This is a genomic window from Sphingomonas sp. GCM10030256 (genome assembly GCF_042666415.1).
Classification (GTDB): domain Bacteria; phylum Pseudomonadota; class Alphaproteobacteria; order Sphingomonadales; family Sphingomonadaceae; genus Sphingomicrobium.
On sequence record NZ_JBHTDI010000001.1, the window covers coordinates 251,236 to 272,257 of the forward strand.

A 21,022-nucleotide genomic window follows, 5' to 3' on the forward strand; every position below is an offset into this window, starting at 1 on the left:
CGAGGCTGTCCGGCGTTGGTTGCCGTGCCGCGCCCGGTGGAACCAAGCTGCCGATGAACAGTTGATTACCGGCCCCTTTCCTCCCGCCGGAGCAACCCGTGACGCTCGACACCGAATATCAGCGCCGCTTGCAGTCGCTCGCTCGGGCGGAGGCTGGCCGGTCGGGTCCGGTGGCTATCTCGGGCATTGCGTCGGTCGCCTTAGCCCGCCGCATGCAGGTGCCGCGATGCGAGCGGCTCGGCGCAGTGGATCCGGTCGCGGCGTCGCGCCCCGACCCTCGGCCGCTGCTGCTGCGCCACTAGATCCAGCCGCGCTTCTTCAGCACCCACAGCGGGACCACCGCGCTGATCGCGATCAGCGTCAGCGCCGCGGGATAGCCGTAAAGCCAGTCGAGTTCGGGCATGTGGGTGAAGTTCATCCCGTAGATGCCGGCGATCAGCGTTGGCGGGAGGAACACCAGCGCCGCCCACGAAAACAGCTTCATCGCCGCATTCTGCTCGACGCTGATCAGCCCCAGCGCCGCGTCCAGCAGGAAGGACAGGTTGTTGGCCAGGAAGGCGCTATGCTCGGTCAGCGCCGCCGCGTCGGTCTGTAGGCTGATGAGGTGGTCGCGGGTCCCATTGCAGTCCGGCTGGTGGAGGCGCTCGGTCCCGAGCAGGAAATTGAGAAAGCGGGTGGCGCTGACCGCCGTCTCGCGAATGCGGGTCAGCAGCGACTGTGACCGGCCGATCCGGGTCAGCAGCGCCGTCAGCTGCCGGGCGGGGATCCGGCGCTCGTCCAGATCCTTGGCGAAGACGCACAGGCTGATGGCCTCGATCTCCGCCGCCACTGCTTCCAGTTCGTCCGCCAGCCGATCGATGATCGCGTCCAGCAGGCGCTCCAGCACGGTCAGCGCATTGCTGACCAGCGCCGTTTCGTGACGAGCATGCTGGGCGAAGATGCGCACCGGCTTGGGCGTGGCGTAGCGGACCGTCACCAGGCGATTGCCGGCCACGACGAAGCCGATCGGCTCAACCGTCGGCTGACCTTCCTCGACCCCGCGGAGGGTCGCCAAGGTCATGTAAAGCGCACCGTCCTTCTCGTAGAGCCGGCTCGACGGTTCGATCTCGACCAGGTCGTCGCGGGTCGGGATGGCGATGCCCAGCGCCCGCTCGACCAGCTGCTCCTCCGCCCGTGTCGGCTCTTCCAGGTCGATCCAGGTTGCGCCTTCGGGCAGTGCGCTCAGATGGGAAGCATCGGCGAGTTCACCATCACAAGTAGGGCCATAGGTCCGCAGCATCGCGCGGTCATCCGCTGCCCCGCGCCGCTTGGCAAGACTCTCGTCCTCGCTTAGCCACCGCTCTCATGTCCGCCGCCCACTCCCACGATTATCTTGGTCACGCCCACGACCGCAACGAGCAGCGGACCCGCTGGGTCGTGCTGCTGTCGGCGGTGATGATGGTGGCCGAGATCAGCGTCGGCATGCTGACCGGGTCGATGGCGCTGACCGCCGATGGCTGGCACATGGCGACCCACACGCTGGCGCTGGGTGTGTCGGCATTCGCTTACTGGCTGGCACGGCGGTGGGCCGCGAACCCGGCCTATTCGTTCGGTACCGGAAAGGTCGGCAGCCTCGCCGGCTTTGCCTCGGCGCTGGCGCTGGCGGCGGTTGCGATAGGGATCGGAGCCGAAAGCATCAGCCGCTTCTTCGAGCCGCGCAATGTCGATTATCGCGAGGCCATGCTGGTCGCGGTGCTGGGACTGCTGGTGAACCTCGCCAGCGCGTGGCTGCTGCACGACGGCGGGCATCACCATGGCGGGTCCACTGACCACGAGCATGATCACGAGCATGGCGAGGGGCATGGCCACGGGCATCACCATCACGACCACAATCTCCGCTCGGCCTACTTGCACGTGATCGCCGATGCGCTGACCTCCGTGCTGGCGATTGCCGCGCTGGCGGCCGGCATGTGGGCGGGCTGGCGGTGGCTCGACCCGGCGGTAGGACTGGTCGGCGCGGTGGTCATCGTCTGCTGGAGCATCGGCCTGCTGCACGACACGTCCGGCGTGCTGCTAGACCGCATTCCCGACCCTGCACTTGCCGAGCGGCTGAAGCAACGGATCGAACAGCCGGGCGATGCGCGGGTCACCGATTTTCACCTCTGGCAGGTCGGGCCGGGCCGATACGCGATGATTGCCGCGGTCGACAGCGTCGCGGGGCCGGCCGAAATCCGGCGCCGGATCGGCCGCGACCCGCGGCTGGCGCATGTCACGGTGGAGATCGGATGATCCGCTCGGCCGCGCGGCCGCTGTGGGGGGCGGTCCTGATCGTCGCCGCCACAGCCGCCATCCTCTGGCTGATGGGGCGGCCGGCGCTGTGCACCTGCGGCGACATCGACCTGTGGGTCGGCAGCGCAAGCAGCCCCAAGACCAGCCAGATGCTGGCCGACTGGTACAGCCTCAGCCACCTGATCCACGGGCTGCTGTTCTACGCCGCCTTGCACCTGCTGATGCCCGGCGCCCCGGTTCAGCGCCGCCTCGCGGTCGCGACCCTGATCGAGGCGGCGTGGGAGTTGCTGGAGAACAGCCCGGTGATCATCGACCGCTACCGCGAGGCGACCATCGCGCTCGGCTACACCGGCGACAGCATCCTGAACTCGGTCAGCGACATTGCGATGATGGCGGCCGGGTTTGGCCTCGCCCGGCGATTGCCGGTCTGGGCCAGCGCGGCGCTGGCGATCGGCCTGGAACTGCTAGCGCTGTCGGTGATCCGGGACAATCTGACGCTGAACGTGTGGATGCTGCTGGCGCCCAGCGAGACGGTGCGGGCGTGGCAAGCGGGCTAGGGTTTCCCATGCCCGTGCAACGGGTTAAGGACAGCGGCATGCGTATCCTCATCCTCATCGCCGGCAGCGTTGCTGCCCTGTCCACACCCGCCCAGGCCGGGGAACTGTTTGGCGGCGTCTACAAGCATGCGGTCGATACCCCGCTGAGCCTCAGCGGAGGCGATGAGAAGGGCGTCGACCTCCAGCTCGGCTATCGCTTCGGCGGGATCGGGCGCACGGGCCTGCAGCCTTACGCCTTTGGCGCGGTTAACAACGCCGGCGACACCACCTACGCCGCCGCCGGGATCAGCTACCGCTGGGGACGGGATATCTACCTTCGGCCAGGCATCGGCCTCGCCGTCCACAACGGCTCCAAGGACGAGTTCGAGCGGCCGGACAATGGCGAGATCGAGTTCGGCAGCCGGGTCCTGTTCGAACCGGAGCTGAGCCTCGGCTACCAGGCCAGCGACCGGCTGAGCGTCGAGGCGAGCTGGGTCCACATGAGCCAGGGCACGCTGTTCAGCGGACAGAACCCCGGGATCGACAACATCGGGGTCCGGCTGAACTGGCGGCTCTAGCGCCCCGGCAACTCGGTCAGGTGCCGGCGCTCCACTCGTTCGGCGTTGGCCGCGACCGGGCGCAGCGTGGGACTGCTCCCGGCGCGAGCGAAGTCGCCATGGAGTTGTAGCGCTTCCTGATGCGCCACCATTACGCGGCGCTGATAGCCAGTTTCAATCGGCCTGGAGCGGCTTAGCAGATCAAGCTCGCCCTGCTGCTCGGGCAACATGGCCGCGGCCGGAAGCAGATTCAGCCGCCGCCCAGCCAGCGACAGCTGCCCCGCCAGTCCGCGATGATCGGCCAGCATGCGCTCGGCCAGCCCCCGGGTGCGCGGGTCGGTCGAGCGCTGCAGCGCCATCTCGCTGGCCCGGACCACGAACAGGTCGAGCGACGCGGCACGTTGGACGTAAGCGGCGGGACTGAGCACCTGCGCCGGGCGCGGCTCCACCACCACCACGGGCGGCGGAGTGCGCGGCTGCGGCGTCGTCCCGCAGGCGGAAAGGAGCAGCGCTCCGGCAAGCGATAGAACAACAGCAGAGTTACGCATCCAGCCCCCCTGTCCGGCCACCCCCTATCAGGGTTACCGCCCGAGCATCTTCTCCGGCTTCACTACCCGGCCGAAGGTCTCCTCGTCGACCAGGCCCAACTCCAACCCCGCTTCCTTGAGCGTCAGCCCCTTCTTGTGGGCATGCTTGGCGATGGTCGCGGCATTGTCGTAGCCGATCTCCGGCGCCAGTGCCGTGACCAGCATCAGCGAGCGGTTCAACAGGTCGGCGATCCGGCGCTCATCCGGCTCGGTGCCGTCCAGCATCCGCTCGGTGAAGCTTTCCATTCCGGTTGACAGCAAGGCGATGGAGCGGACCACGTTCGCCCCGATCAGCGGCTTGAACACGTTCAGCTCCATATGCCCCTGGAGCCCACCGATCGTCACCGCGACATGGTTGCCCATGACCTGCGCCGCGACCATGGTCAGCATCTCCGCCTGGGTCGGGTTGACCTTGCCCGGCATGATCGAGCTGCCCGGCTCATTCTCCGGAAGCTTCAGCTCGCCAAGGCCGCAGCGCGGACCGGAGCCGAGCAGCCGCACGTCGTTGGCGATCTTGCTGAGCGCGACCGCGATCGTGTTGAGGACGCCCGACAGCTCGACCAGCGTGTCGTGCGCCGCAAGCTCCGCGAACTTGTTGGGCGCCGAGGTGAAGGGCAGTTGCGTCAGGTTGGCGACTTCGGCAGCGAACGCTTCGGCGAACCCCTTGGGCGCGTTGAGGCCGGTGCCGACCGCCGTACCGCCCTGGGCCAGGCGCATCACCCGCCCCAAGCAGCCTTCGACCCGGTCGATGCAGTCGGCGATCTGCGCCGCATAGCCGCTGAATTCCTGCCCCAGTGTCAGCGGGGTCGCGTCCTGCAGGTGGGTACGGCCGATCTTGACGATGCCGTCCCAGCGCTCGGCCTGGTCGGCGAGCCGCGCATGGATCATCCGCAGCGCCGGCAGCAACTGCTTATGCACCGCTCGGCCCGCCGCAATGTGCATGGCGGTCGGGAAGCTGTCGTTCGACGACTGGCCCATGTTGACATGGTCGTTGGGGTGGACCGGGCTCTTGCCGCCGCGCTTGCCGGTGAGGATCTCGTTGGCCCGGCCGGCAATCACCTCATTGGCGTTCATGTTCGACTGGGTGCCCGACCCGGTCTGCCAGACGACCAGCGGAAACTGGCGGTCGAGGTCGCCGCGCGCGACCTCACCGGCCGCCTGCTGGATAGCCTCGGCGAGCTGCGGATCGAGCCCGCCGATCCGCGCATTCACCCGCGCCGCCGCCTGCTTCACATAGCCCAGCGCATGGACGATCTCCACCGGCATCTGCTCGCGCGGGCCGAACGGAAAGTTCCCGATCGAGCGCTCGGTCTGGGCGCCCCAATAGCAGTCGGCGGGTACTTCGAGCGGACCGAAGCTGTCGGTCTCGGTGCGGGTTTGTGCGGGCATGAGATCCTCGTACTTGTTTCGCTCGCGTCATTGCGAGGAGCGAAGCGACGAAGCAATCCAGTTTCTTCGACCGGAAGAGCGAAGAGCAACTGGATTGCTTCGGTTCGCTCGCAATGACGCAGATTACTTCTTCCGCGTGAAATCCACGCTGACGACGTTGGACCCATCCTCGGCCGGAGCGGCTGCAACTACCGGCTCGTCATTCTCCGGCGCGTCATGCTGCTCGTGCGGAGAGCCGTCGGCGCCGTTCGCCTGGAACTTGAGCGAGAAATCCACCGCCGGATCGACGAAGTCGGTCACCGCCGCAAAAGGCACGCGGAGGGTCGAAGGCACGCCTCCGAACGACAGCCCGACGCTGAACATGTCCTTGTCGACCTTGAGGTCCCAATAGCGGTGCTGGATGACAATAGTCATCTCGTCGGGGAAGCGTTGGGACAGATGCTTCGGGATCTCGACCCCTGGCAGCCCGGTCTTGAACGTGATGTAGAAGTGATGCCCGCCAGGCAGCGCGCCGCCGCGTTCCACCTCCTTCAACACTCGGCCGACCACGTCGCGGAGCGCTTCCTGAACGATCTCGTCGTAGGGAATCAGGCTTTCTGGTGTCTCGTCGGTCATGGTCAAAGCGTGGTAGCGATGCCCCGAAATGGGTCAAGCCGGAGTCCGACCGAATGCCGATCGATGCGACCAAGCCGTATGACGAAAGCAACATTTTCGCCCGGATCCTGCGCGGCGAGCTGCCCGCGGAGACGGTCTACGAGGACGAGCATGCGCTCGCCTTCCACGACATCAACCCGCTCGCCGCGGTGCACATCCTGGTGATCCCGAAAGGAGCCTACGTCAGCTGGGACGATTTCAGCGACCGGGCGACTGAAGCGGAGATCGCGGGCTTCGTCCGCGCCGTCGGCAAGGTGGCGCGCGACCAGGGCGTCGTCGTCCAGGGCTACCGCCTCCTCGCCAACATCGGCAAGCGCGCCGGCCAGGAGGTCGGCCACCTCCACGTGCACATCTTCGGCGGACAGCCACTCGGCCCGATGCTGGCGCGGTGACACGAAAGCTGACGCGAAGAGGGATTGCACCGGCGAAATGAGCCGCTAGGCTCCCCCGCAAGACCGGCGTGCCTTGGGAGGGCGCGCCGCATCCAAGGGGATCGCAATGAAGTTCGCTCGCGTCAAACCGCTCGACGCCATTCTCGCCACAGCCGAGAAGAAATCGCTGCACCGCTCGCTGGGGGCGCTCCAGCTCACCCTGTTCGGCATCGGCTGCGTCATCGGCACCGGCATCTTCGTGCTGACCTCGGCCGGCGCGCAGAAGGCCGGTCCCGGCCTGATGCTCGCCTTCGCCATTGCCGGTGCGATCTGCATCGTCGCAGCCCTTTGCTATGCGGAGATCGCGGCGATGATCCCGGTCGCCGGTTCGGCCTATACCTACACCTACTCGGTAATGGGCGAGCTGCTGGCCTGGACGGTCGGCTGGGCGCTCGTGCTTGAATATGCGGTTGCCGCATCGGCAGTGTCGGTCGGCTGGTCCGGCTATTTCACCGGTACGATCCTCAACGAATTCCTTGGCGTCAGCCTGCCACCCTGGCTTGCGGCCGGACCGCTGGCGTTGGGCGGCGCACCGGGCGGGCTGATCAACCTGCCGGCGATGGTGATCGCGCTGCTGGTCACCTGGCTGCTGATGATCGGCACCAGCGAGAGCGCCAAGGTCAACGCCGTGCTGGTGGCGATCAAGGTCACGGCGCTGACGATCTTCATCATCCTGACCCTCCCCAAGGCGGAGATGAGCCACTTCAACCCGTTCCTGCCGGCAGGAGTGTTCGGCGGCTTCGGCTCCGGCATCGGCGCGGTCGGCGCGGCGGCGACCATCTTCTTCGCTTATGTCGGCTTCGACGCGGTCTCCACGGCAGCGGAAGAAACCCGCGACCCGCAGCGCAACGTGCCGATCGGCCTCGTCGGAAGCCTGCTGATCTGTACCGTCTTCTACATCCTGGTTGCCGCAGGAGCGATCGGCGCGTCGCCGAGCGGCGGCCAGCCGATCATGGGTCCGGGCGGAATCCCGTTCCCGGCCGGCTCGGAAGAGCTCGCCCGCCAGTGCGCGCTGCCGCAGTACAGCCAATGGCTGGTCTGCTCCAACGAGGCGCTGGCCCACGTGCTGCGCGAGATCGGCTTCTCCTCAATCGGCAACATGCTTGGCATCGCCGCCTTCGTCGCACTGCCGTCCGTGATCCTGATCCTGCTGTTCGGCCAGACCCGAATCTTCTTCGTGATGAGCCGCGACGGGCTCCTTCCCGAGAAGCTGTCGACCATCCACCCGAAATGGAAGACGCCCTACATCGTGACGGCGCTGACGGGCATCGTCGTCGCGATCGCGGCGGCCTTCCTGCCGGTCGGGCAGCTGGCCGACATCGCCAATGCGGGCACGCTCTACGCCTTCATGATGGTCGCCATCGCGGTGATGATGCTGCGCAAGGCGGAGCCGGACCGGCCGCGGAAGTTCAAGACCCCGGCGCTGTGGCTGCTCGGTCCGGCGACCATCGCGGGGACGATCTTCCTGTTCCTCAACCTGCCGTTCGAAGCGATGATCGTGCTGCCGGTGTGGGGAGCGCTCGGCCTCGTCATCTATTATCTCTACAGCTACCGCCACAGCCATCTCGGCCAAGGCCGGGTGGAAGTGCACGAAACGGAGATCGAGGAGATCGCGCCCCCGATCCCCGGCGTGGACGACCGGGCCCCGCATCGCGGACTTCCCGACCAGACCTGATTTCAGGTCCGGGACAAACGAAGAGGGCGGCTCCAGCGATGGAGCCGCCCTTTTTTATCCTCCCCGCCCTTTCGCGGGGAGGTGGCAGCCGCAGGCTGACGGAGGGGTTCTTCGTCGTGGCAAAGAACCCCTCCACCATTCTTCGAGTGGTCCCCCTCCCCGCGAAACCGCGGGGAGGAAATCAGAGCAACCCGCCCGCCAGCGCCTTCAAGTCCTTCTCCGGCCGAGCGCCGTAATGCTGGATCACCTCGGCGGCAGCGATGGCGCCCAGCTTGAGGGACTGCTCCAGCCCCAGCCCACGCGCCTGCCCCGCGAGGAAGCCCGCGGCGAACAGGTCGCCCGCGCCCGTGGTGTCAACCAGCCGCTCGATCGGCTCGGCCGCGACCCGCGCCCGCTCCTCGCCCGCCACGGCGACGGCGCCCTGGTCGCCATGGGTCACCACCAGCAGCGGCAGCTTGGGCGCAAGCGCCGCGACACCGGCATCGAAGTCGTCCTCGCCGGTCATCGCGGCCAACTCCATCGCATTGGCAAACAGGATGTCTATCCGGCCCTCGTCCATGAGCCGCAGGAAGTCGGCCCGGTGGCGGTCGACGACGAACGTGTCAGATAGGGTGAAGGCGACCTTGCGCCCCGCCGCCTTGGCGGCGTCGATTGCCGCTTCCATAGCGTGGCGCGGACCTTCCGGATCCCACAGATATCCTTCGAGGTAGAGGATGCCGGCGTCCGCCACTGCGGCATGGTCGATCGCGGACGCATCTAGCTTCTGGGCGGCGCCAAGGAAGGTGTTCATCGTCCGCTGCGCATCCGGGGTGACCAGGATCAGGCAGCGCGCCGTGGCGCCGACGTCTCTTCGCGGCTCGACCAGGAAGTCGACGCCGAGGGTCTGGATGTCATGGCGGTAAATTGCGCCGAGCTGGTCGTCGGCGACCTGGCCGATGAAGCCGGTGCGGATGCCAAGCGCGGCGAGCCCGGCAGCGGTGTTGCCGGCGGAACCTCCACTCGCCTCCCGCCCCGGGCCCATCAGGCCGTACAGCCGCTCCGCCTCGGCCTCGTCGATCAGCCGCATCGAGCCCTTGTCGAGGCTTTGCTCGGCCAGGAAACCGTCGTCGGCATCGGCGATGACGTCGACGATCGCATTGCCGATGGCGAGCACGTCGAGGCGGGGCTGGGTCATGGAATATCCTGCTGAGGTCTGGGAAGCGCGCCGGGTAGCGGCCGGCGGCCGGTCCATCAACACTCGTCATTGCGAGGCGGTCGGGGCGGGGCGGCAATCCAGCGACGTTGCCTTGTGAGAGACTGGATTGCTTCGCTGCGCTCGCAATGACAGGGGTGCGCCATGCGCATCCTCCTATCGACTGCCTCCGCCCTGCTGCTCGCCGCCTGCGCGACCAAGACTCCACCGCCGGCCCCCGTGCGGCCGACACCCCCTGTCCAGCCCGTCCAGACCGGTAATCTCATCGGCCTTTCGGTACAGGAGCTCGGCGCCCGCTTCGGCGCACCCTCCTTCCAGGTGCGCGAAGGGCCTGGCCTGAAGCTGCAATGGGCAGGCAGCGCCTGCGTCCTCGACGCCTACCTTTATCCGCCCGCCTCCGGCGCGGGGCTCGAACGGGTCACCTATGTCGAAGCGCGCCGGACGACCGGCGATCCTACCGATCAGGCAGCTTGCGTCGCGGCAATCGACGCGGCGGGGTGAGCCACCCGTTCGGCGGCCCACGTTGCCGCCTCGGCAACCACCGGATCCGGGCTATCCAGATGCGCGCGGATATTTGGTAGCAGGGCTGCGTCGCCGCTGTTGCCCGCCGCGATCAGGCAGTTGCGCAGGAAGCGCGCGATCCCGATCCGTTTGATCGGGGAGCCGGCGAACACCTCCCGAAAAGCGGTCTCGTCGAGCGCCAGCAGGTCCGCCAGTCGCGGCGCGGCCAACTCCGCGCGCGGCAGGAAAGCACGGTTGGCGTGCGCCGCTTCCGCAAACCGGTTCCACGGGCAGGCGGAGAGGCAATCATCACAGCCGTAAATGCGGTTGCCCATCGCCGATCGGAACTCGTGCGGGATTGGGCCAGAATGCTCGATCGTCAGGTAGGAGATGCAGCGCCGGGCATCGATCCGCCCGGGCCCGTCGAAGGCGGCGGTCGGGCAGGCCGCGAGGCAGCGGGTGCAGCTTCCGCAATGGCTGCTCGCGGGTGGGTCGGGTTCCAGCTCAAGCGCAGTGAAGATCACGCCCAGGAACAGCCAATTGCCCTCGGTCCGCGACAGCAGGTTGGTGTGCTTGCCCTGCCAGCCGATCCCGGCGGCTGCCGACAGCGGCTTTTCCATCACCGGGGCGGTGTCGACGAACACCTTGAGCTCGGACGGCACCTGTTCGACGATGAAGCGGGCAAGGGCCTTCAGCGCCTTCTTGACGAACTTGTGATAGTCGCCGCCCTGGGCATAGACGCTGATCCGGCCGACCTGCGGGTCCTGCGCCAGACGCCGCGGGTCCTGGGCCGGGGCGTAGCTCATCGCCAGCGCAATCACGCTCTTCGCTTCGGGCCACAGCGCCTGCGGGTGCGCCCGTTGGCCGACCCGCTCTTCCATCCAGTCCATCGTGCCGTGGCGGCCGTCCGCCACCCACGCCTTCAGCGCCTCGCCCGCCTCCGGCACCGCATCGGCACGCGCAAAGCCGCAATGAACGAAGCCCAGCTTCGCCGCTTCCTCGCGGATTGCCTGCTTGAGGGTGGCCTGGTCGAACACCGCCGCCTCTTAGCGCAGAACGGCTGAACCTGTCTTGTCTTGGGCAAGCGGAAACAAAGCCGGACCCGCCTCGATTGCGTTTCGGAACAGGGAGGACGAATGAACAAAATCATCATCAGCCGCATGGCCTTGGCCGCAGCGGGATTGTCTTTAGGCGCCTGCCAGAGCAGCGGGATGAAGGACGCGGTGAGCAGCGCCGGAGATACGGTTGCATCCGCGGCCAAGGGCGTCACTGGGGCCGCGGTGTCGCCGGTCAACGTCGACCTGCGCAACGTGCTGAACGACCTGTCGCTCGACCTCAAGCTCGACAAGGCCAACATCCCGGTGAACGCGCAAATCCCGATTACGATCGCCGCGAACATCTGCGGGGTGAACATCAACATTCTGTCCGTCTCGACGGGCGGCCAAGCCAATTGCACCGCCAACACGACCTCGCCCCCGGTGCGGCGAGCAGCGGTTCGGACACGACCCCTGGAGCGGACGCCGGTACCGGAACGGGCGGAACGGGAACGACCGGCGGCAGCGGCTCGACCGGGGGAACCGGCACCGGCAGCGGCATTCCTGCGCTGGTCAACCTCAATCTGCAGAATGTTCTCAACGACCTAATCGGTCAGCCTCAAGGTCGACCGCGCCAATATCCCGGTGAACGCCCAAGTTCCGATCGACGTCGCGGCAAGCGTTTGCGGCGTGTCGGTCAGCGTTCTGTCGGTGTCCACCGGCGGTCAGGGCAGCTGCGTCGCAAAGACGTCCAGCGCTGCGCTGGCCCAGGCGGTTCAGCAGCAGATCGCGGCCGCCGGCGATGTCGGTGGCGGCGACCAGACCATGGGCGGCACTCCGACTCCGACCAACACGCAATGAGATCACCTGGACCGGAGGGCGGACCTGCCCTCCGGTCCATGCTCAGTGCACGAACCTTGCCACCACGTCGCGGTAGGAGCGGCTGACCTTCACCTGAGCCCCGCTGTCCAGCACCAAAAAGCATTCGCCGTTGGTATGCGGCTTGACCTGCCGCACCAGGTCCAGGTTGACGATGGTCGAGCGATGCACCCGCTGAAAGCGGCGGGGGTCCAGACGCTTTTCCAAGTCCTTCATCGTTTCACGCAGGATCAGCGTGTTGTCCTTGGTCTGGATGCACATATAATCGCCGGCCGCATCGATCCGCTCGATCGTATCCACATCGACGCGGAAGATCTGCCCCTGGTCCTTGATGTTGATCATCTTCTCGAAGCGGTTGGACGCGTGCGGTTCGGTGGTCCCGCTACCCTCCGCCAGTTCCTCCGCGGCCTCCGGCGCATGCTCGACCAGCGCTTCCTTGAGCCGCTCCACCTCCTGCGCGCCGCGCTTCTCGGACAGGCGCTGACGCACCCGCTCCATGGTCGCGGCCAGCCGGTCTTCCTCGACCGGCTTCATCAGATAGTCGACCGCCTGCGCCTCGAACGCCCGAAGCGCGTGGTCGCCAAAGGCGGTGACGAACACGAACAAAGGCGGCTCAACTTCCATCAGGCCCTGGATGACCGAAAAGCCGTCGAAACCCGGCATCTGGATGTCCAGGAACACCAGATCCGGCTTGTGGGTCTTGATCGCCCGGATCGCCTCCCGCCCGTTTGAGGCGGTGGCGATCACCTCGACATCGTCGTGCGCTTCGAGCCGCAGCCGCAAACCCTGCGTCGCCAGCGGCTCGTCGTCGACCAATATGGTCCGAATGCTCATGCCAATTCCTTGTCCTGCCTGCCCATCACCCGGCGATCGGCCGCGCATCGAGCGGGATTTCCACAATCACGCTGAATCCCCCGTGTTCGTTCGTCTTGGTCGTGAAACTGTGCGCTGCGCCATAGGCCTGCGCCAGACGGTCCTTGGTGTTCGCCAGGCCGACTCCGGTGGACTGAGTGGCGACCAGGCAGTCCTGCCCGCCGCTGCCGTTGTCGGCCACCTCGATGCACACCGCATTGCCCTCGCGCCGGGCCGAAATCCAGATGTCGGCACCGGTCTCGCTCGGCGTCACCGCATATTTGATCGCATTCTCGATCAGCGGCTGGAGCAACAACGACGGCAGCCGCGCGCCGATGGTCGCCGCATCGATCCGGAAGTGCGGCCGGAGCCGGTCTTCGAAACGCATCTTCTCGATCTCGAGGTAAAGCTTCAGCGTCTCCACTTCTTGCGCCAGCGTCACCTGCGCCGTCGGCTCGTTGGCCAGCGTGTAGCGCAGGAACGACGACAAACGTGCCAGCATGGCGTTGGCCCGCTCGGTCTGCTTCAGCAGTACCAGGGTGGAGATGCTGTTCAGCGTGTTGAACAGGAAGTGCGGGTTGAGCTGGTAGCGGAGCATCGCCAACTGGGCCGAACTCGCCTGACTTTCCAGCCGCCCGCGCTGGTCGATCTCGTCTTCCAGCAGCAGGTAATAGTTGATCCCGTAGTACAGCGCCGCCCACGCCGCCAGAAGCGCGAAGTTGAGCAGGATCGCGCCGAGATACTTGACCCCGACCGGCCGCGACCCCGGGTCCACGAAGGTCGAATGACTCCACGTCTCGATGATCGAGAAAGCGGTCGACGCAAGCACCACCGCGCCGAGACTCAGCACCACCGTGTAGAGCGCGCGCATCGAGATCAGCCGCCGGAACAGCGTCCCCATCAGCAGGGTCAGCGAATAGCCGGTCGCGGTCAGCAGAAGGGTGTGGACCACGAACATCAGGCCCATCGCATTCGCGACACCGCCCAGGGTCCGGAGCACGAAGTATCCGGTCCAGCCGACCGACTGGAGGATCCAGAAGGCTCGGTTCTTGTCCGCGAAGAAGGGCACGTCCAGCCCGACCGACCGGGCGAGCGGCCCCGATCGCGGAGCAATCGCGCGCGGCCGCTTCAAGGATTGGGCGCCGCTTGGCTCCGGCCGCATCAGGGTGGCGCTATCCGTCGCCATGGATTCGTTCAGCCTGCAGCCGCATCCGCTTGCATATAGAGGCCCAAGTTCGCCATTGCGAGGCGGGAGGAAAAACCGCATCCGACGCGCGCCTCGCCAGGAGACCCCATGACCGTTCCGCGCCTGACTGTTGTCCTTGCCGTCCTGCTGCTGCCGGCCTGCAAGGTGTCCGACCGCTCGCAGCCGGCCGCCTCGTCGGAATCCGCTGCGGTGGCGCCGGTGCTGACAACCGCCGACGCGCAGGATCCGCACAGCTTCGCCAAGCCGCTGGAAGCGCGGGTCACCCACGTCGCGCTGGATCTGTCGGTAGACTTCGACGCCAAGCGAGTGGGCGGCACCGCCACGCTCGACATCCAGCGCAAGCCCGACGCCAAGCAGATCGTCCTCGACAGCAAGGGTTATCAGGTCACGGCCGTGACCGACGGCGAAGGCCAGCCGCTGCAGTATCGCATCGGACCCGCGGACCCGAACCTCGGCGCGCCGTTCGCTATCGCGCTCCGCCCCGACACCCGGAGGCTGGTGATCCGCTATAGGTCGGCGCCCAACGCGGAAGCGCTGCAGTGGCTCACCCCGCAGCAGACCGCCGGCAAGCAGCAGCCCTTCCTGTTCAGCCAGGGCCAGTCGATCTTCAACCGCAGCTGGATCCCGACCCAGGATTCGCCCGGCATCCGCCAGACCTGGGAAGCCACGATCAAGGTGCCGGCTCCGCTGACCGCCGTGATGAGCGCGCCGAAGTCGGCCGAGCCGCTGACGCAAGGCGGGATGAGCAGCTTCAGCTACCGGATGGACAAGCCGGTCGCGCCCTACCTCATCGCCATTGCCGTCGGCGACCTTACCTTCCGCCAGCTGGGCCGGCGCACGGGCGTATGGGCGGAGCCCGCGACGATCGACGCGGCCGCGGCCGAGCTGGTCGACACCGAAAAGATGGTGACCGCGGCCGAGAAGCTGTTTGGTCCGTACCGCTGGGGTCGCTACGACATGATTGTCCTGCCACCATCCTTCCCGTTCGGCGGCATGGAGAATCCGACCCTTACCTTCCTGACGCCGACGTTCCTCGCCGGGGACAAGAGCCTGGTGAGCCTGATCGCGCACGAGCTGGCGCACAGCTGGTCTGGCAACCTCGCCACCAACGCGACCTGGGCGGACTTCTGGCTGAACGAGGGCACCACCACCTACGCCGAACGGCGGATCGTGGAAGCGATCTACGGGCCCAAGGTCGCCGCGCAACAGGTGGCGCTCGGGATCGACGGGATGAACGCGGCGATCACCGACAATGGCGGCCCGAGCGGCGCCGATACCCGGCTCGCGGTCGACCTCAAGGGCCGCCATCCCGACGACGGCCTGACCGATATCGCCTACGAGAAAGGCGCGGCCTTCCTCCGGACGATCGAACAGGCCGTTGGCCGAGAGCGGTTCGACCCGTTCCTGCGCGGATGGTTCGAACGGCATGCGTTCAAGCCGGTGACCTCGGCCATGTTCCTGGCCGACCTCCGCCAGCACCTGATCAAGGGCGACAAGGCGCTGGAGCACAAGCTGCAGCTCGACCGCTGGGTGTACCAGCCGGGCATTCCGGCTAACGCCGTACCGGCCGACCGCCAGGCGTTCGCGGCGGTGGATGCAGCGGTCGCCGCCTTCGCGCGGGGCGGCGCACCCGACCGGGCCGCATGGCAGGGCTGGACCACCGACGAGCGCCTGCGCTTTCTCAACAAGTTGCCGCGCACGCTGGCCGCGGAGCGGCTGAGCGCGCTTGACCAGACGCTGGGCCTCAACCGGACAGCGAACAAGGAGGTGCTGTTCGCCTGGCTGAGCCTTGCCGTAGCGAACCGCTACGATCCCGCGGTGCCGGCGCTCGAGCAGTTCGTCACCAGCCAGGGGCGGCGCAAGTTCGTCCGGCCGCTGTTCAAGGCGCTGATGGAGGATCGCCAGTGGGGGCAGCCGATCGCGCGGCGCCTCTACCCGCGCGCGCGGCCGATCTACCATCCGATGGTCACCCAGGAGCTCGACGAGCTCGTGCAGGCGGTGCCCGGGTCCGAGGCCCGCGCGGGCGCCTCCTAACCTCGGTTAGCAAGAAAGCGGGCTGCGGGGACATCTCTTAACTCCCTCGAAACCCTCTTCGAATAACCCTCTCGCTCCAGAAGAAAGCGAGTGCGGATGTACGAGGCACCTGACCGATACAAGCGGATGATCGCGGCCCGCCTGCCGGATGGCGAGTCGCTGGCGGTGGCCAAGGACTCGGAGGTCGGCGGATCGCCCTTGCGCGACGTCCAGCTGCTCTCGCGCGGGCAGCTCGCACCTTTCTTCGCCGCCGCCAACATCGTTGCGGCCCTGTTGTTCGTCGTCGCCCTCTGGGGCCAGGCGCCAACCAAATTGCTGCTGCCGTGGGCTGGGGCGGTGGTCCTGCTCAACCTGCTGGCCATGCAGTGGGCCCGCAACCAGGCGGTGACCTGCGTCGGCCGCTCGGGTCGGCCGGTCCCGCAACCGCTTCTGATCGGCGACGTGCTGGTCCGTGCGGCGGCGTGGCTGACCCTTCCGATCTACCTGTTTCCGAGTCTTGGTCCGCAGCAGCAGGTGATCGCCGGATCGTTGATCGCCGGGCTTGGCGTCGCCGGGCTCGGACTGGTCGTCATCCCCAATTGCGCGATCGCCTGGATGTCGGCCTTCACCGCGGGCCTGTCGGTCGCGCTGGTGATGGCGCGGGCCACCTTGCCGTTTCAGCATGTGCTCGCGATCCTGTTCACCCTTGGCGTCGCTATCTTCGGCGTCCTGACCGTGTCGCGCTGGGCGTTCCACCAGCTCAAGACCAACGCCGACATGGGCTCGCAGAGCGAGAGCGCGGCGTTGCTGCTGCAGGAATATGAGCAGCGCGGCGTGGGCTGGCTGTGGCAGGTCGATGCCGATAACCGCGTCACCTACATCTCCAGCCGCATGACCGCTCTGCTCGGGCGCCCCTCGTCACAAATTCTTGGCCATTCGCTTCCGGCCCTGCTTGGCGGCCATGCGGAGCTCGGGCGGGTGTTGCTGGAGCGCCGCCCGTTCAACGCTCTCGACATGGAGCTGAAGACCGCCCGCGGCACCCGCTGGGTGTCCATAGCCGGCGATCCGATCATCGACACCGCCGGCCGTTTCGAGGGCTTCCGCGGGGTGGGGTCGGATGTCACGGATGTCCGCCAGACCCAGGAGCGGTTGACGAACCTTGCCAACATGGACGTGCTGTCGGGCCTCCCCAACCGCGGCCGGGTTCGCCAGTTGCTCGGCGAAGCGCTGCGCACCGCGACCGCCGGCAATGTCCCCTGCGCAATTATGTTCCTCGACCTGGACGGGTTCAAGCCGGTCAACGACACCTTCGGCCACCCCAAGGGCGATGCCGTCCTGCAGGCCGTGGCCAAGCGGCTGTGCGGCGAAGTCGGCGCGGACGGTCACGTGGGACGGATGGGCGGCGATGAATTCGCCATCGTCGTCCCGGACGGCCAGAGCCGCAAGAAGGTCGAACAGCTGTCCGACCGGATCATCCGGGCGATCGCCCAGCCTTACCTGATCGACGGGATCGAGATTCGCATCGGCGTCTCGATCGGATGCGCCTTTGGCCCGATCGACGGAGCGACCGTCGACGACCTGATCCTAAAAGCCGACCTCGCGCTGTACGAGGCCAAAGGCGCCGGCCGCGGGGTCGCCCGCTACTTCTCATCGGAGCTGCAGTCCGAACAGGAGGACCGGGTTCGCCTCGAAGGCGACCTCCGCCAGGCGCTGGACCTCAAGCAGTTCCACCTGGTCTTCCAGCCACTGGTCAGCGCCCCGACCCAGAAGCTGGTCGGCTTCGAGGCCCTCATCCGCTGGAACCACCCGCAGCGGGGGTTCGTCCCGCCCAATGTCTTCATCGCGGTGGCCGAAGAGTGCGGCCTGATGACAGCGATCGGCGACTTCGTGATCGAGGAAGCGTGCAAGGCGGCGGCGACCTGGCCCGAGCCGATCACGGTGGCCCTGAACATCAGCCCCAAGCAGATGTCGTCCGCCCTTCCGACCAAGGTGTCGCAGGCGCTCAAGAAGAACCGGCTGCCGGCCAACCGAATCGAGCTGGAAGTCACCGAAGGCGTGTTCCTCGGCGACAACGGCACGACCCTAGACGTGCTCGGGAGGCTGCGGGCGCTCGGCGTCGGTATCGCGCTCGACGACTTCGGCACTGGCTATTCGTCAATCGGCTACCTCAACAAGGCTGTCTTCCATAAGCTCAAGATCGACGGCAGCTTTGTCCGTGAAGCTGGCACCCGACCGGAAAATATCGCGATCATCCAGTCGATCGTGCATCTGGCCAAGAGCTTCCGCATGTCGGTCACCGCCGAAGGGGTGGAAACGGCCGAGGATTTCGAGCGGATGCGGAGCCTCGGCTGCGACACCATCCAGGGCTACCTGTTTGGCCGGCCGCTGTCCTACGACCGGGCCAACGAAATGGTGCTCGGACTGGGCGCCAAGCGGATGGCGGGCTGAGCCGGGCCGCGCCGGGCGATTACTCCGATTTGACCGCGGCGGCGTCGACCGGCGCGACTGCAAAGCGGGCGCGGATGAACTCCACCGCAGCCTGATATTCGCGCACGGTCACCCGACCGTCGCCATTGCCGTCCGCAATCTCCTTGAACACGCCGAGCGCCGGCTGCGCCTCGAACAGCGACAGCCATCCGTCGCCGTTGCGATCGAACCGGCGCACCGCCCAGGCTTTCAGCTGCGGATCGCGGTCGAACAGTTCCGTTGCTTCGGCATTGAGGGTGCCGGCCTGGGCGGGCTCGGCAGGCGGCGTTTCGATCACGGCCAGTGCGGCAATCAGGATTGGCGACACCATCGGCAACTCCCGTTCGAGCTCTCCCGGTATAACACCTCAATCACCAATTGGCTTCAGCGCGCGGAACCGCCGTCCTTTTTACGACCGAGGGCGCCTTGCACGGCCCGGTCCAGCGTCGCCGCGCGAAACGGCTTGGTCAGCAGCGGCGCATCCGGCGCGACCTCCTTGATCGTCGCCGTTTCGCTGTAACCCGAGACGAACAGGATCGGCTGGCCCGCACGGTGCTCTCGGATGGCGGCCGCAACCTGTGCCCCGGACAGTCCGGGCATGATGAAGTCGAGCACCACCAAGTCCGGCTCGCGCCGGACGAACTCCGCCAGCCCGGACTGGCCGTCGGCCGCGCTGCGGACCTCGTAACCGAGATCCTCCAAGCTGTTCGCGATAAAGGCGCGCACGTCCGGGTCGTCGTCGATCACCAGCACGGATGCGCTGCGCGCTTGCTCTGCCGCGACATGCTGTTCGCCCGCTTCGGCCACCGACGGCTGATCCTTAGCGATGCGGAAAAACAGGTGAACGCTGGTGCCTTGGCCAGGCGCGCTTCGCACCCGCGCGGTGCCGCCGGACTGGCGGGCCACGCCATAGACCATGGACAGGCCGAGGCCAGTGCCCTTGCCCACTTCCTTGGTGGTGAAGAAGGGCTCGAACGCCCGCTCCAGCACCTCCGACGACATGCCCGTCCCGGTATCGGAGATGATCAGCTCGATGTAGTCGCCGTTCTCCAGTTCGGGGTCGCCGGCCACCGTCGCCTGTTGCGTGCGGAAGCCCAGCACGCCGCCCTCCGGCATCGCGTCGCGGGCGTTGATCGCCAGGTTGAGCACCGCCAACTCCAGCTGGGTCGGGTCAGCCATCACCGGCGCGAGCACGTTGTCGAGGTCGAAGGTCTTGCGGATGCCGGGGCCAAGCACATTCTTCAGCAGCGGCCGCATGTTCTCGATCAGCGGCGCCACCAAGGTCGGCCGCACTTCCAGCCGCTGCACCCGGCTGAACGCCAGCAGCTGCGCCGTCAGGCGGGCGCCGCGCTCCGCCGCTTCCAGCGCGTTGGCGGCATAGCGCTTGAGCCTGGGGTCCGCTTCGCGCTTCGCGATCAGATCGAGCCCGCCAACCACCACCGTCAGCAGATTGTTGAAGTCGTGCGCGATCCCACCGGTCAGCTGGCCGAGCGCTTCCATTTTCTGGCTTTGCCGAAGCTGCGCCTGCGCCCCGCGCAATTCGCTGATGTCGCGCGCCTCGCCGACGAGGTAGATCGGCTTGCCGTCCTCGTCGAGCACCGGCTTGGCAGAAGCAAGGTGAGTCGCGATGCGTGAGCCCGACCGGATCGTGAGTTCCGATTCCGCGGTCTCCCCCCGCGCCGCACGTTCCAGCAGGGCGCGCATCGCCGCCGCCGCGGCGGGGTCGTCCGCGACCGGCGCGACCTCCCACGCCTTGCGGCCGAGCACATCCTTGGGAGTGAAGCCCAGCAACTGCGTCGCCGTGCGGTTCATCTCCAGGTATTCGCCCTCGGGTGTCATCAGTGCCATGAACTCAAGCGCCGTATCGAACACCGCCCGAAACCGCGCTTCGCTTGCCGACAACTCCGCGGTCCGCTCCTCGACGAGCCGGCGAAGCTCCAACTCCCCTTCCTTGGCCAAGGTCACGTCGAACGCCGCGCCGATGAATCCGACCATCTTCCCGTCGGGCCCGAAGCGCGGCGACGACACGGAACGCAGCCAGCGCCACTCCCCGTCGAAGCGCCGATAGCGCGCTTCCAGGGTGAACGGCCGGCACGAGGCTTCCCCCTCCAGGCTCGAGGCGACCACCCGCGGATAATCGTCCGGATGGACCCATGCCCGCCAGTCGTGGGTCCGCGCCTCGGCATCCGTCAGCCCGGCAAATTCCAGATAGGCCTCGTTGACGAACTCCCGCTGCCGGTCGAGCCGGGTAACCCACATCATTACCGGCGCGGAGTCGGCGATCCGCCGAAAGCGCGCTTCCGACTCCCGCAACGCCCGCTCGGCTATCCTTTGCTCCGTGACGTCCAGGATGATGAGAACGATTCCGTCGACATCTCCGGCGTGATCCCTCTGCGGCAGATATTCGGCCTGGAGCGCAAGCATGCCGCGGCTCGGGTGGTCGAACGTTGCGGCGAACCACTGCCGCTGGCCCGCCAGCGCGCCTTCGAGCATCGCGCGACGCTCGGCATAATGCGCGGGTCCGAGCACGTCCGCCACCGTCCGCCCGAGGATCTGCGAGCGTGGTTGCTCGAAGAATTCGGCGAGGGCCCGGTTGACAAAGCGATAGGTCAGCGACGTGTCGACCAGCCCGATCGGCATCGGCAGCGCATCCGCGATGCGAAGAACCTGCGCAAAGCCGAACCCCGCCGCCGGCTGCGGCCCGGCCCTGTTCTGTCCCGTTGCCATCGCCGGTCAGCCTAGACTCAGACTGTGGGCGGGAAAAGCCACCACGGCCCGCGG

General features: G+C 67.1%; 21 protein-coding genes. 11 read left to right on the forward strand and 10 right to left on the reverse strand.

From position 1 onward, the window contains the following. Window positions 1-98: 98 nt before the first annotated feature. Window positions 99-302, forward strand: a complete 204-nt coding sequence (locus ACFQPG_RS01090) for a hypothetical protein (RefSeq protein WP_380809556.1) — start codon at window positions 99-101, stop codon at window positions 300-302. Here the strand turns inward: ACFQPG_RS01090 and ACFQPG_RS01095 are convergent. Next, window positions 299-1,279, reverse strand: coding sequence for a magnesium transporter CorA family protein (locus ACFQPG_RS01095; protein ID WP_380809557.1), 981 nt, complete (start codon window positions 1,277-1,279; stop codon window positions 299-301). The two genes, ACFQPG_RS01090 and ACFQPG_RS01095, sit on opposite strands and share 4 nt — an antisense overlap. Before the next feature lie 65 nt (window positions 1,280-1,344). Here ACFQPG_RS01095 and dmeF point away from each other — a divergent pair, with 65 nt between their 5' ends. Genes dmeF through ACFQPG_RS01110 form a run of 3 tightly spaced genes read left to right on the forward strand, consistent with a single transcriptional unit; the run spans window position 1,345 to window position 3,382 of the window. Continuing rightward, window positions 1,345-2,268 (forward strand): CDF family Co(II)/Ni(II) efflux transporter DmeF, encoded by a 924-nt coding sequence (dmeF, locus tag ACFQPG_RS01100; protein ID WP_380809559.1) that lies wholly within the window; start codon window positions 1,345-1,347, stop codon window positions 2,266-2,268. Continuing rightward, window positions 2,265-2,825: a DUF2585 family protein gene (locus ACFQPG_RS01105; RefSeq protein ID WP_380809561.1), complete on the forward strand. Its 561-nt coding sequence runs from the start codon at window positions 2,265-2,267 to the stop codon at window positions 2,823-2,825. Before dmeF ends, ACFQPG_RS01105 begins: the two co-directional genes overlap by 4 nt. A 38-nt stretch (window positions 2,826-2,863) precedes the next feature. Continuing rightward, on the forward strand, window positions 2,864-3,382 hold the full coding sequence (locus ACFQPG_RS01110) for an acyloxyacyl hydrolase (protein WP_380809562.1): 519 nt from the start codon (window positions 2,864-2,866) through the stop codon (window positions 3,380-3,382). Here the strand turns inward: ACFQPG_RS01110 and ACFQPG_RS01115 are convergent. The 3 genes from ACFQPG_RS01115 to ACFQPG_RS01125 all read right to left on the reverse strand — a co-directional run bounded on the left by ACFQPG_RS01115 (window position 3,379) and on the right by ACFQPG_RS01125 (window position 5,952). After that, window positions 3,379-3,909: a DUF4142 domain-containing protein gene (locus ACFQPG_RS01115; RefSeq protein ID WP_380809564.1), complete on the reverse strand. Its 531-nt coding sequence runs from the start codon at window positions 3,907-3,909 to the stop codon at window positions 3,379-3,381. The two genes, ACFQPG_RS01110 and ACFQPG_RS01115, sit on opposite strands and share 4 nt — an antisense overlap. 33 nt (window positions 3,910-3,942) lie before the next feature. Further along, window positions 3,943-5,337 carry a class II fumarate hydratase gene (fumC, locus tag ACFQPG_RS01120; RefSeq protein WP_380809565.1) on the reverse strand — a complete coding sequence of 465 codons (1,395 nt, stop codon included), beginning with the start codon at window positions 5,335-5,337 and terminating at the stop codon, window positions 3,943-3,945. 123 nt (window positions 5,338-5,460) lie between these two features. After that, window positions 5,461-5,952: an SspB family protein gene (locus ACFQPG_RS01125; RefSeq protein ID WP_380809567.1), complete on the reverse strand. Its 492-nt coding sequence runs from the start codon at window positions 5,950-5,952 to the stop codon at window positions 5,461-5,463. Between the two features lie 53 nt (window positions 5,953-6,005). Here ACFQPG_RS01125 and ACFQPG_RS01130 point away from each other — a divergent pair, with 53 nt between their 5' ends. Together ACFQPG_RS01130 and ACFQPG_RS01135 are read left to right on the forward strand one after the other, a co-directional pair. Further along, window positions 6,006-6,383 carry a histidine triad nucleotide-binding protein gene (locus ACFQPG_RS01130; RefSeq protein WP_380809569.1) on the forward strand — a complete coding sequence of 126 codons (378 nt, stop codon included), beginning with the start codon at window positions 6,006-6,008 and terminating at the stop codon, window positions 6,381-6,383. 106 nt (window positions 6,384-6,489) lie between these two features. Further along, window positions 6,490-8,097: an amino acid permease gene (locus ACFQPG_RS01135; protein WP_380809571.1), complete on the forward strand. Its 1,608-nt coding sequence runs from the start codon at window positions 6,490-6,492 to the stop codon at window positions 8,095-8,097. Between the two features lie 181 nt (window positions 8,098-8,278). On the opposite strand, the gene ACFQPG_RS01140 is transcribed toward ACFQPG_RS01135, so the two are convergent. Then, on the reverse strand, window positions 8,279-9,271 hold the full coding sequence (locus tag ACFQPG_RS01140; protein WP_380809573.1) for an adenosine kinase: 993 nt from the start codon (window positions 9,269-9,271) through the stop codon (window positions 8,279-8,281). Between the two features lie 162 nt (window positions 9,272-9,433). On the opposite strand from ACFQPG_RS01140, the gene ACFQPG_RS01145 reads away from it, so the two are divergent. Further along, window positions 9,434-9,790 carry a hypothetical protein gene (locus tag ACFQPG_RS01145; RefSeq protein ID WP_380809575.1) on the forward strand — a complete coding sequence of 119 codons (357 nt, stop codon included), beginning with the start codon at window positions 9,434-9,436 and terminating at the stop codon, window positions 9,788-9,790. Here ACFQPG_RS01145 and queG read toward each other — a convergent pair. After that, window positions 9,751-10,827, reverse strand: coding sequence for a tRNA epoxyqueuosine(34) reductase QueG (gene queG, locus ACFQPG_RS01150; RefSeq protein WP_380809577.1), 1,077 nt, complete (start codon window positions 10,825-10,827; stop codon window positions 9,751-9,753). The genes ACFQPG_RS01145 and queG overlap by 40 nt on opposite strands. 99 nt (window positions 10,828-10,926) lie before the next feature. On the opposite strand from queG, the gene ACFQPG_RS01155 reads away from it, so the two are divergent. Both ACFQPG_RS01155 and ACFQPG_RS01160 read left to right on the forward strand, forming a co-directional pair. Then, on the forward strand, window positions 10,927-11,433 hold the full coding sequence (locus tag ACFQPG_RS01155) for a hypothetical protein (protein WP_380809579.1): 507 nt from the start codon (window positions 10,927-10,929) through the stop codon (window positions 11,431-11,433). A 36-nt stretch (window positions 11,434-11,469) separates the two neighbouring features. Next, the gene (locus tag ACFQPG_RS01160) at window positions 11,470-11,685 is read left to right on the forward strand and encodes a hypothetical protein (RefSeq protein ID WP_380809580.1); all 216 of its coding nucleotides are present in this window, start codon (window positions 11,470-11,472) and stop codon (window positions 11,683-11,685) included. A gap of 42 nt (window positions 11,686-11,727) precedes the next feature. On the opposite strand, the gene ACFQPG_RS01165 is transcribed toward ACFQPG_RS01160, so the two are convergent. Both ACFQPG_RS01165 and ACFQPG_RS01170 read right to left on the reverse strand, forming a co-directional pair. Next, window positions 11,728-12,537, reverse strand: coding sequence for a LytR/AlgR family response regulator transcription factor (locus ACFQPG_RS01165; RefSeq protein ID WP_380809582.1), 810 nt, complete (start codon window positions 12,535-12,537; stop codon window positions 11,728-11,730). 25 nt (window positions 12,538-12,562) lie between these two features. Continuing rightward, window positions 12,563-13,741, reverse strand: coding sequence for a sensor histidine kinase (locus ACFQPG_RS01170; RefSeq protein ID WP_380809584.1), 1,179 nt, complete (start codon window positions 13,739-13,741; stop codon window positions 12,563-12,565). 108 nt (window positions 13,742-13,849) lie between these two features. Between ACFQPG_RS01170 and ACFQPG_RS01175 the strand changes: the two genes are divergently transcribed. Further along, window positions 13,850-15,796 (forward strand): M1 family metallopeptidase, encoded by a 1,947-nt coding sequence (locus ACFQPG_RS01175; RefSeq protein ID WP_380809586.1) that lies wholly within the window; start codon window positions 13,850-13,852, stop codon window positions 15,794-15,796. 96 nt (window positions 15,797-15,892) lie between these two features. Beyond that, entirely contained in the window at window positions 15,893-18,223 is a 2,331-nt protein-coding gene (locus ACFQPG_RS01180) for a putative bifunctional diguanylate cyclase/phosphodiesterase (protein WP_380809588.1), read from the forward strand. A gap of 19 nt (window positions 18,224-18,242) precedes the next feature. Here the strand turns inward: ACFQPG_RS01180 and ACFQPG_RS01185 are convergent, their stop codons facing one another. Further along, window positions 18,243-18,572 carry a hypothetical protein gene (locus tag ACFQPG_RS01185; RefSeq protein WP_380809590.1) on the reverse strand — a complete coding sequence of 110 codons (330 nt, stop codon included), beginning with the start codon at window positions 18,570-18,572 and terminating at the stop codon, window positions 18,243-18,245. Window positions 18,573-18,625: 53 nt separating this feature from the next. Next, window positions 18,626-20,968 carry a PAS domain S-box protein gene (locus ACFQPG_RS01190; RefSeq protein ID WP_380809592.1) on the reverse strand — a complete coding sequence of 781 codons (2,343 nt, stop codon included), beginning with the start codon at window positions 20,966-20,968 and terminating at the stop codon, window positions 18,626-18,628. Between the last annotated feature and the right edge of the window lie 54 nt (window positions 20,969-21,022).

Coding starts and splice junctions, on each gene's coding strand:
- ACFQPG_RS01095 (WP_380809557.1), bottom strand. CDS start 1,279: ATGCTGCGGACCTATGGCCCTACTTGTGATGGTGAACTCGCCGATGCT.
- dmeF (WP_380809559.1), top strand. CDS start 1,345: ATGTCCGCCGCCCACTCCCACGATTATCTTGGTCACGCCCACGACCGC.
- ACFQPG_RS01105 (WP_380809561.1), top strand. CDS start 2,265: ATGATCCGCTCGGCCGCGCGGCCGCTGTGGGGGGCGGTCCTGATCGTC.
- ACFQPG_RS01110 (WP_380809562.1), top strand. CDS start 2,864: ATGCGTATCCTCATCCTCATCGCCGGCAGCGTTGCTGCCCTGTCCACA.
- ACFQPG_RS01115 (WP_380809564.1), bottom strand. CDS start 3,909: ATGCGTAACTCTGCTGTTGTTCTATCGCTTGCCGGAGCGCTGCTCCTT.
- fumC (WP_380809565.1), bottom strand. CDS start 5,337: ATGCCCGCACAAACCCGCACCGAGACCGACAGCTTCGGTCCGCTCGAA.
- ACFQPG_RS01125 (WP_380809567.1), bottom strand. CDS start 5,952: ATGACCGACGAGACACCAGAAAGCCTGATTCCCTACGACGAGATCGTT.
- ACFQPG_RS01130 (WP_380809569.1), top strand. CDS start 6,006: ATGCCGATCGATGCGACCAAGCCGTATGACGAAAGCAACATTTTCGCC.
- ACFQPG_RS01135 (WP_380809571.1), top strand. CDS start 6,490: ATGAAGTTCGCTCGCGTCAAACCGCTCGACGCCATTCTCGCCACAGCC.
- ACFQPG_RS01140 (WP_380809573.1), bottom strand. CDS start 9,271: ATGACCCAGCCCCGCCTCGACGTGCTCGCCATCGGCAATGCGATCGTC.
- ACFQPG_RS01145 (WP_380809575.1), top strand. CDS start 9,434: ATGCGCATCCTCCTATCGACTGCCTCCGCCCTGCTGCTCGCCGCCTGC.
- ACFQPG_RS01155 (WP_380809579.1), top strand. CDS start 10,927: ATGAACAAAATCATCATCAGCCGCATGGCCTTGGCCGCAGCGGGATTG.
- ACFQPG_RS01165 (WP_380809582.1), bottom strand. CDS start 12,537: ATGAGCATTCGGACCATATTGGTCGACGACGAGCCGCTGGCGACGCAG.
- ACFQPG_RS01170 (WP_380809584.1), bottom strand. CDS start 13,741: ATGGCGACGGATAGCGCCACCCTGATGCGGCCGGAGCCAAGCGGCGCC.
- ACFQPG_RS01175 (WP_380809586.1), top strand. CDS start 13,850: ATGACCGTTCCGCGCCTGACTGTTGTCCTTGCCGTCCTGCTGCTGCCG.
- ACFQPG_RS01180 (WP_380809588.1), top strand. CDS start 15,893: ATGTACGAGGCACCTGACCGATACAAGCGGATGATCGCGGCCCGCCTG.
- ACFQPG_RS01185 (WP_380809590.1), bottom strand. CDS start 18,572: ATGGTGTCGCCAATCCTGATTGCCGCACTGGCCGTGATCGAAACGCCG.
- ACFQPG_RS01190 (WP_380809592.1), bottom strand. CDS start 20,968: ATGGCAACGGGACAGAACAGGGCCGGGCCGCAGCCGGCGGCGGGGTTC.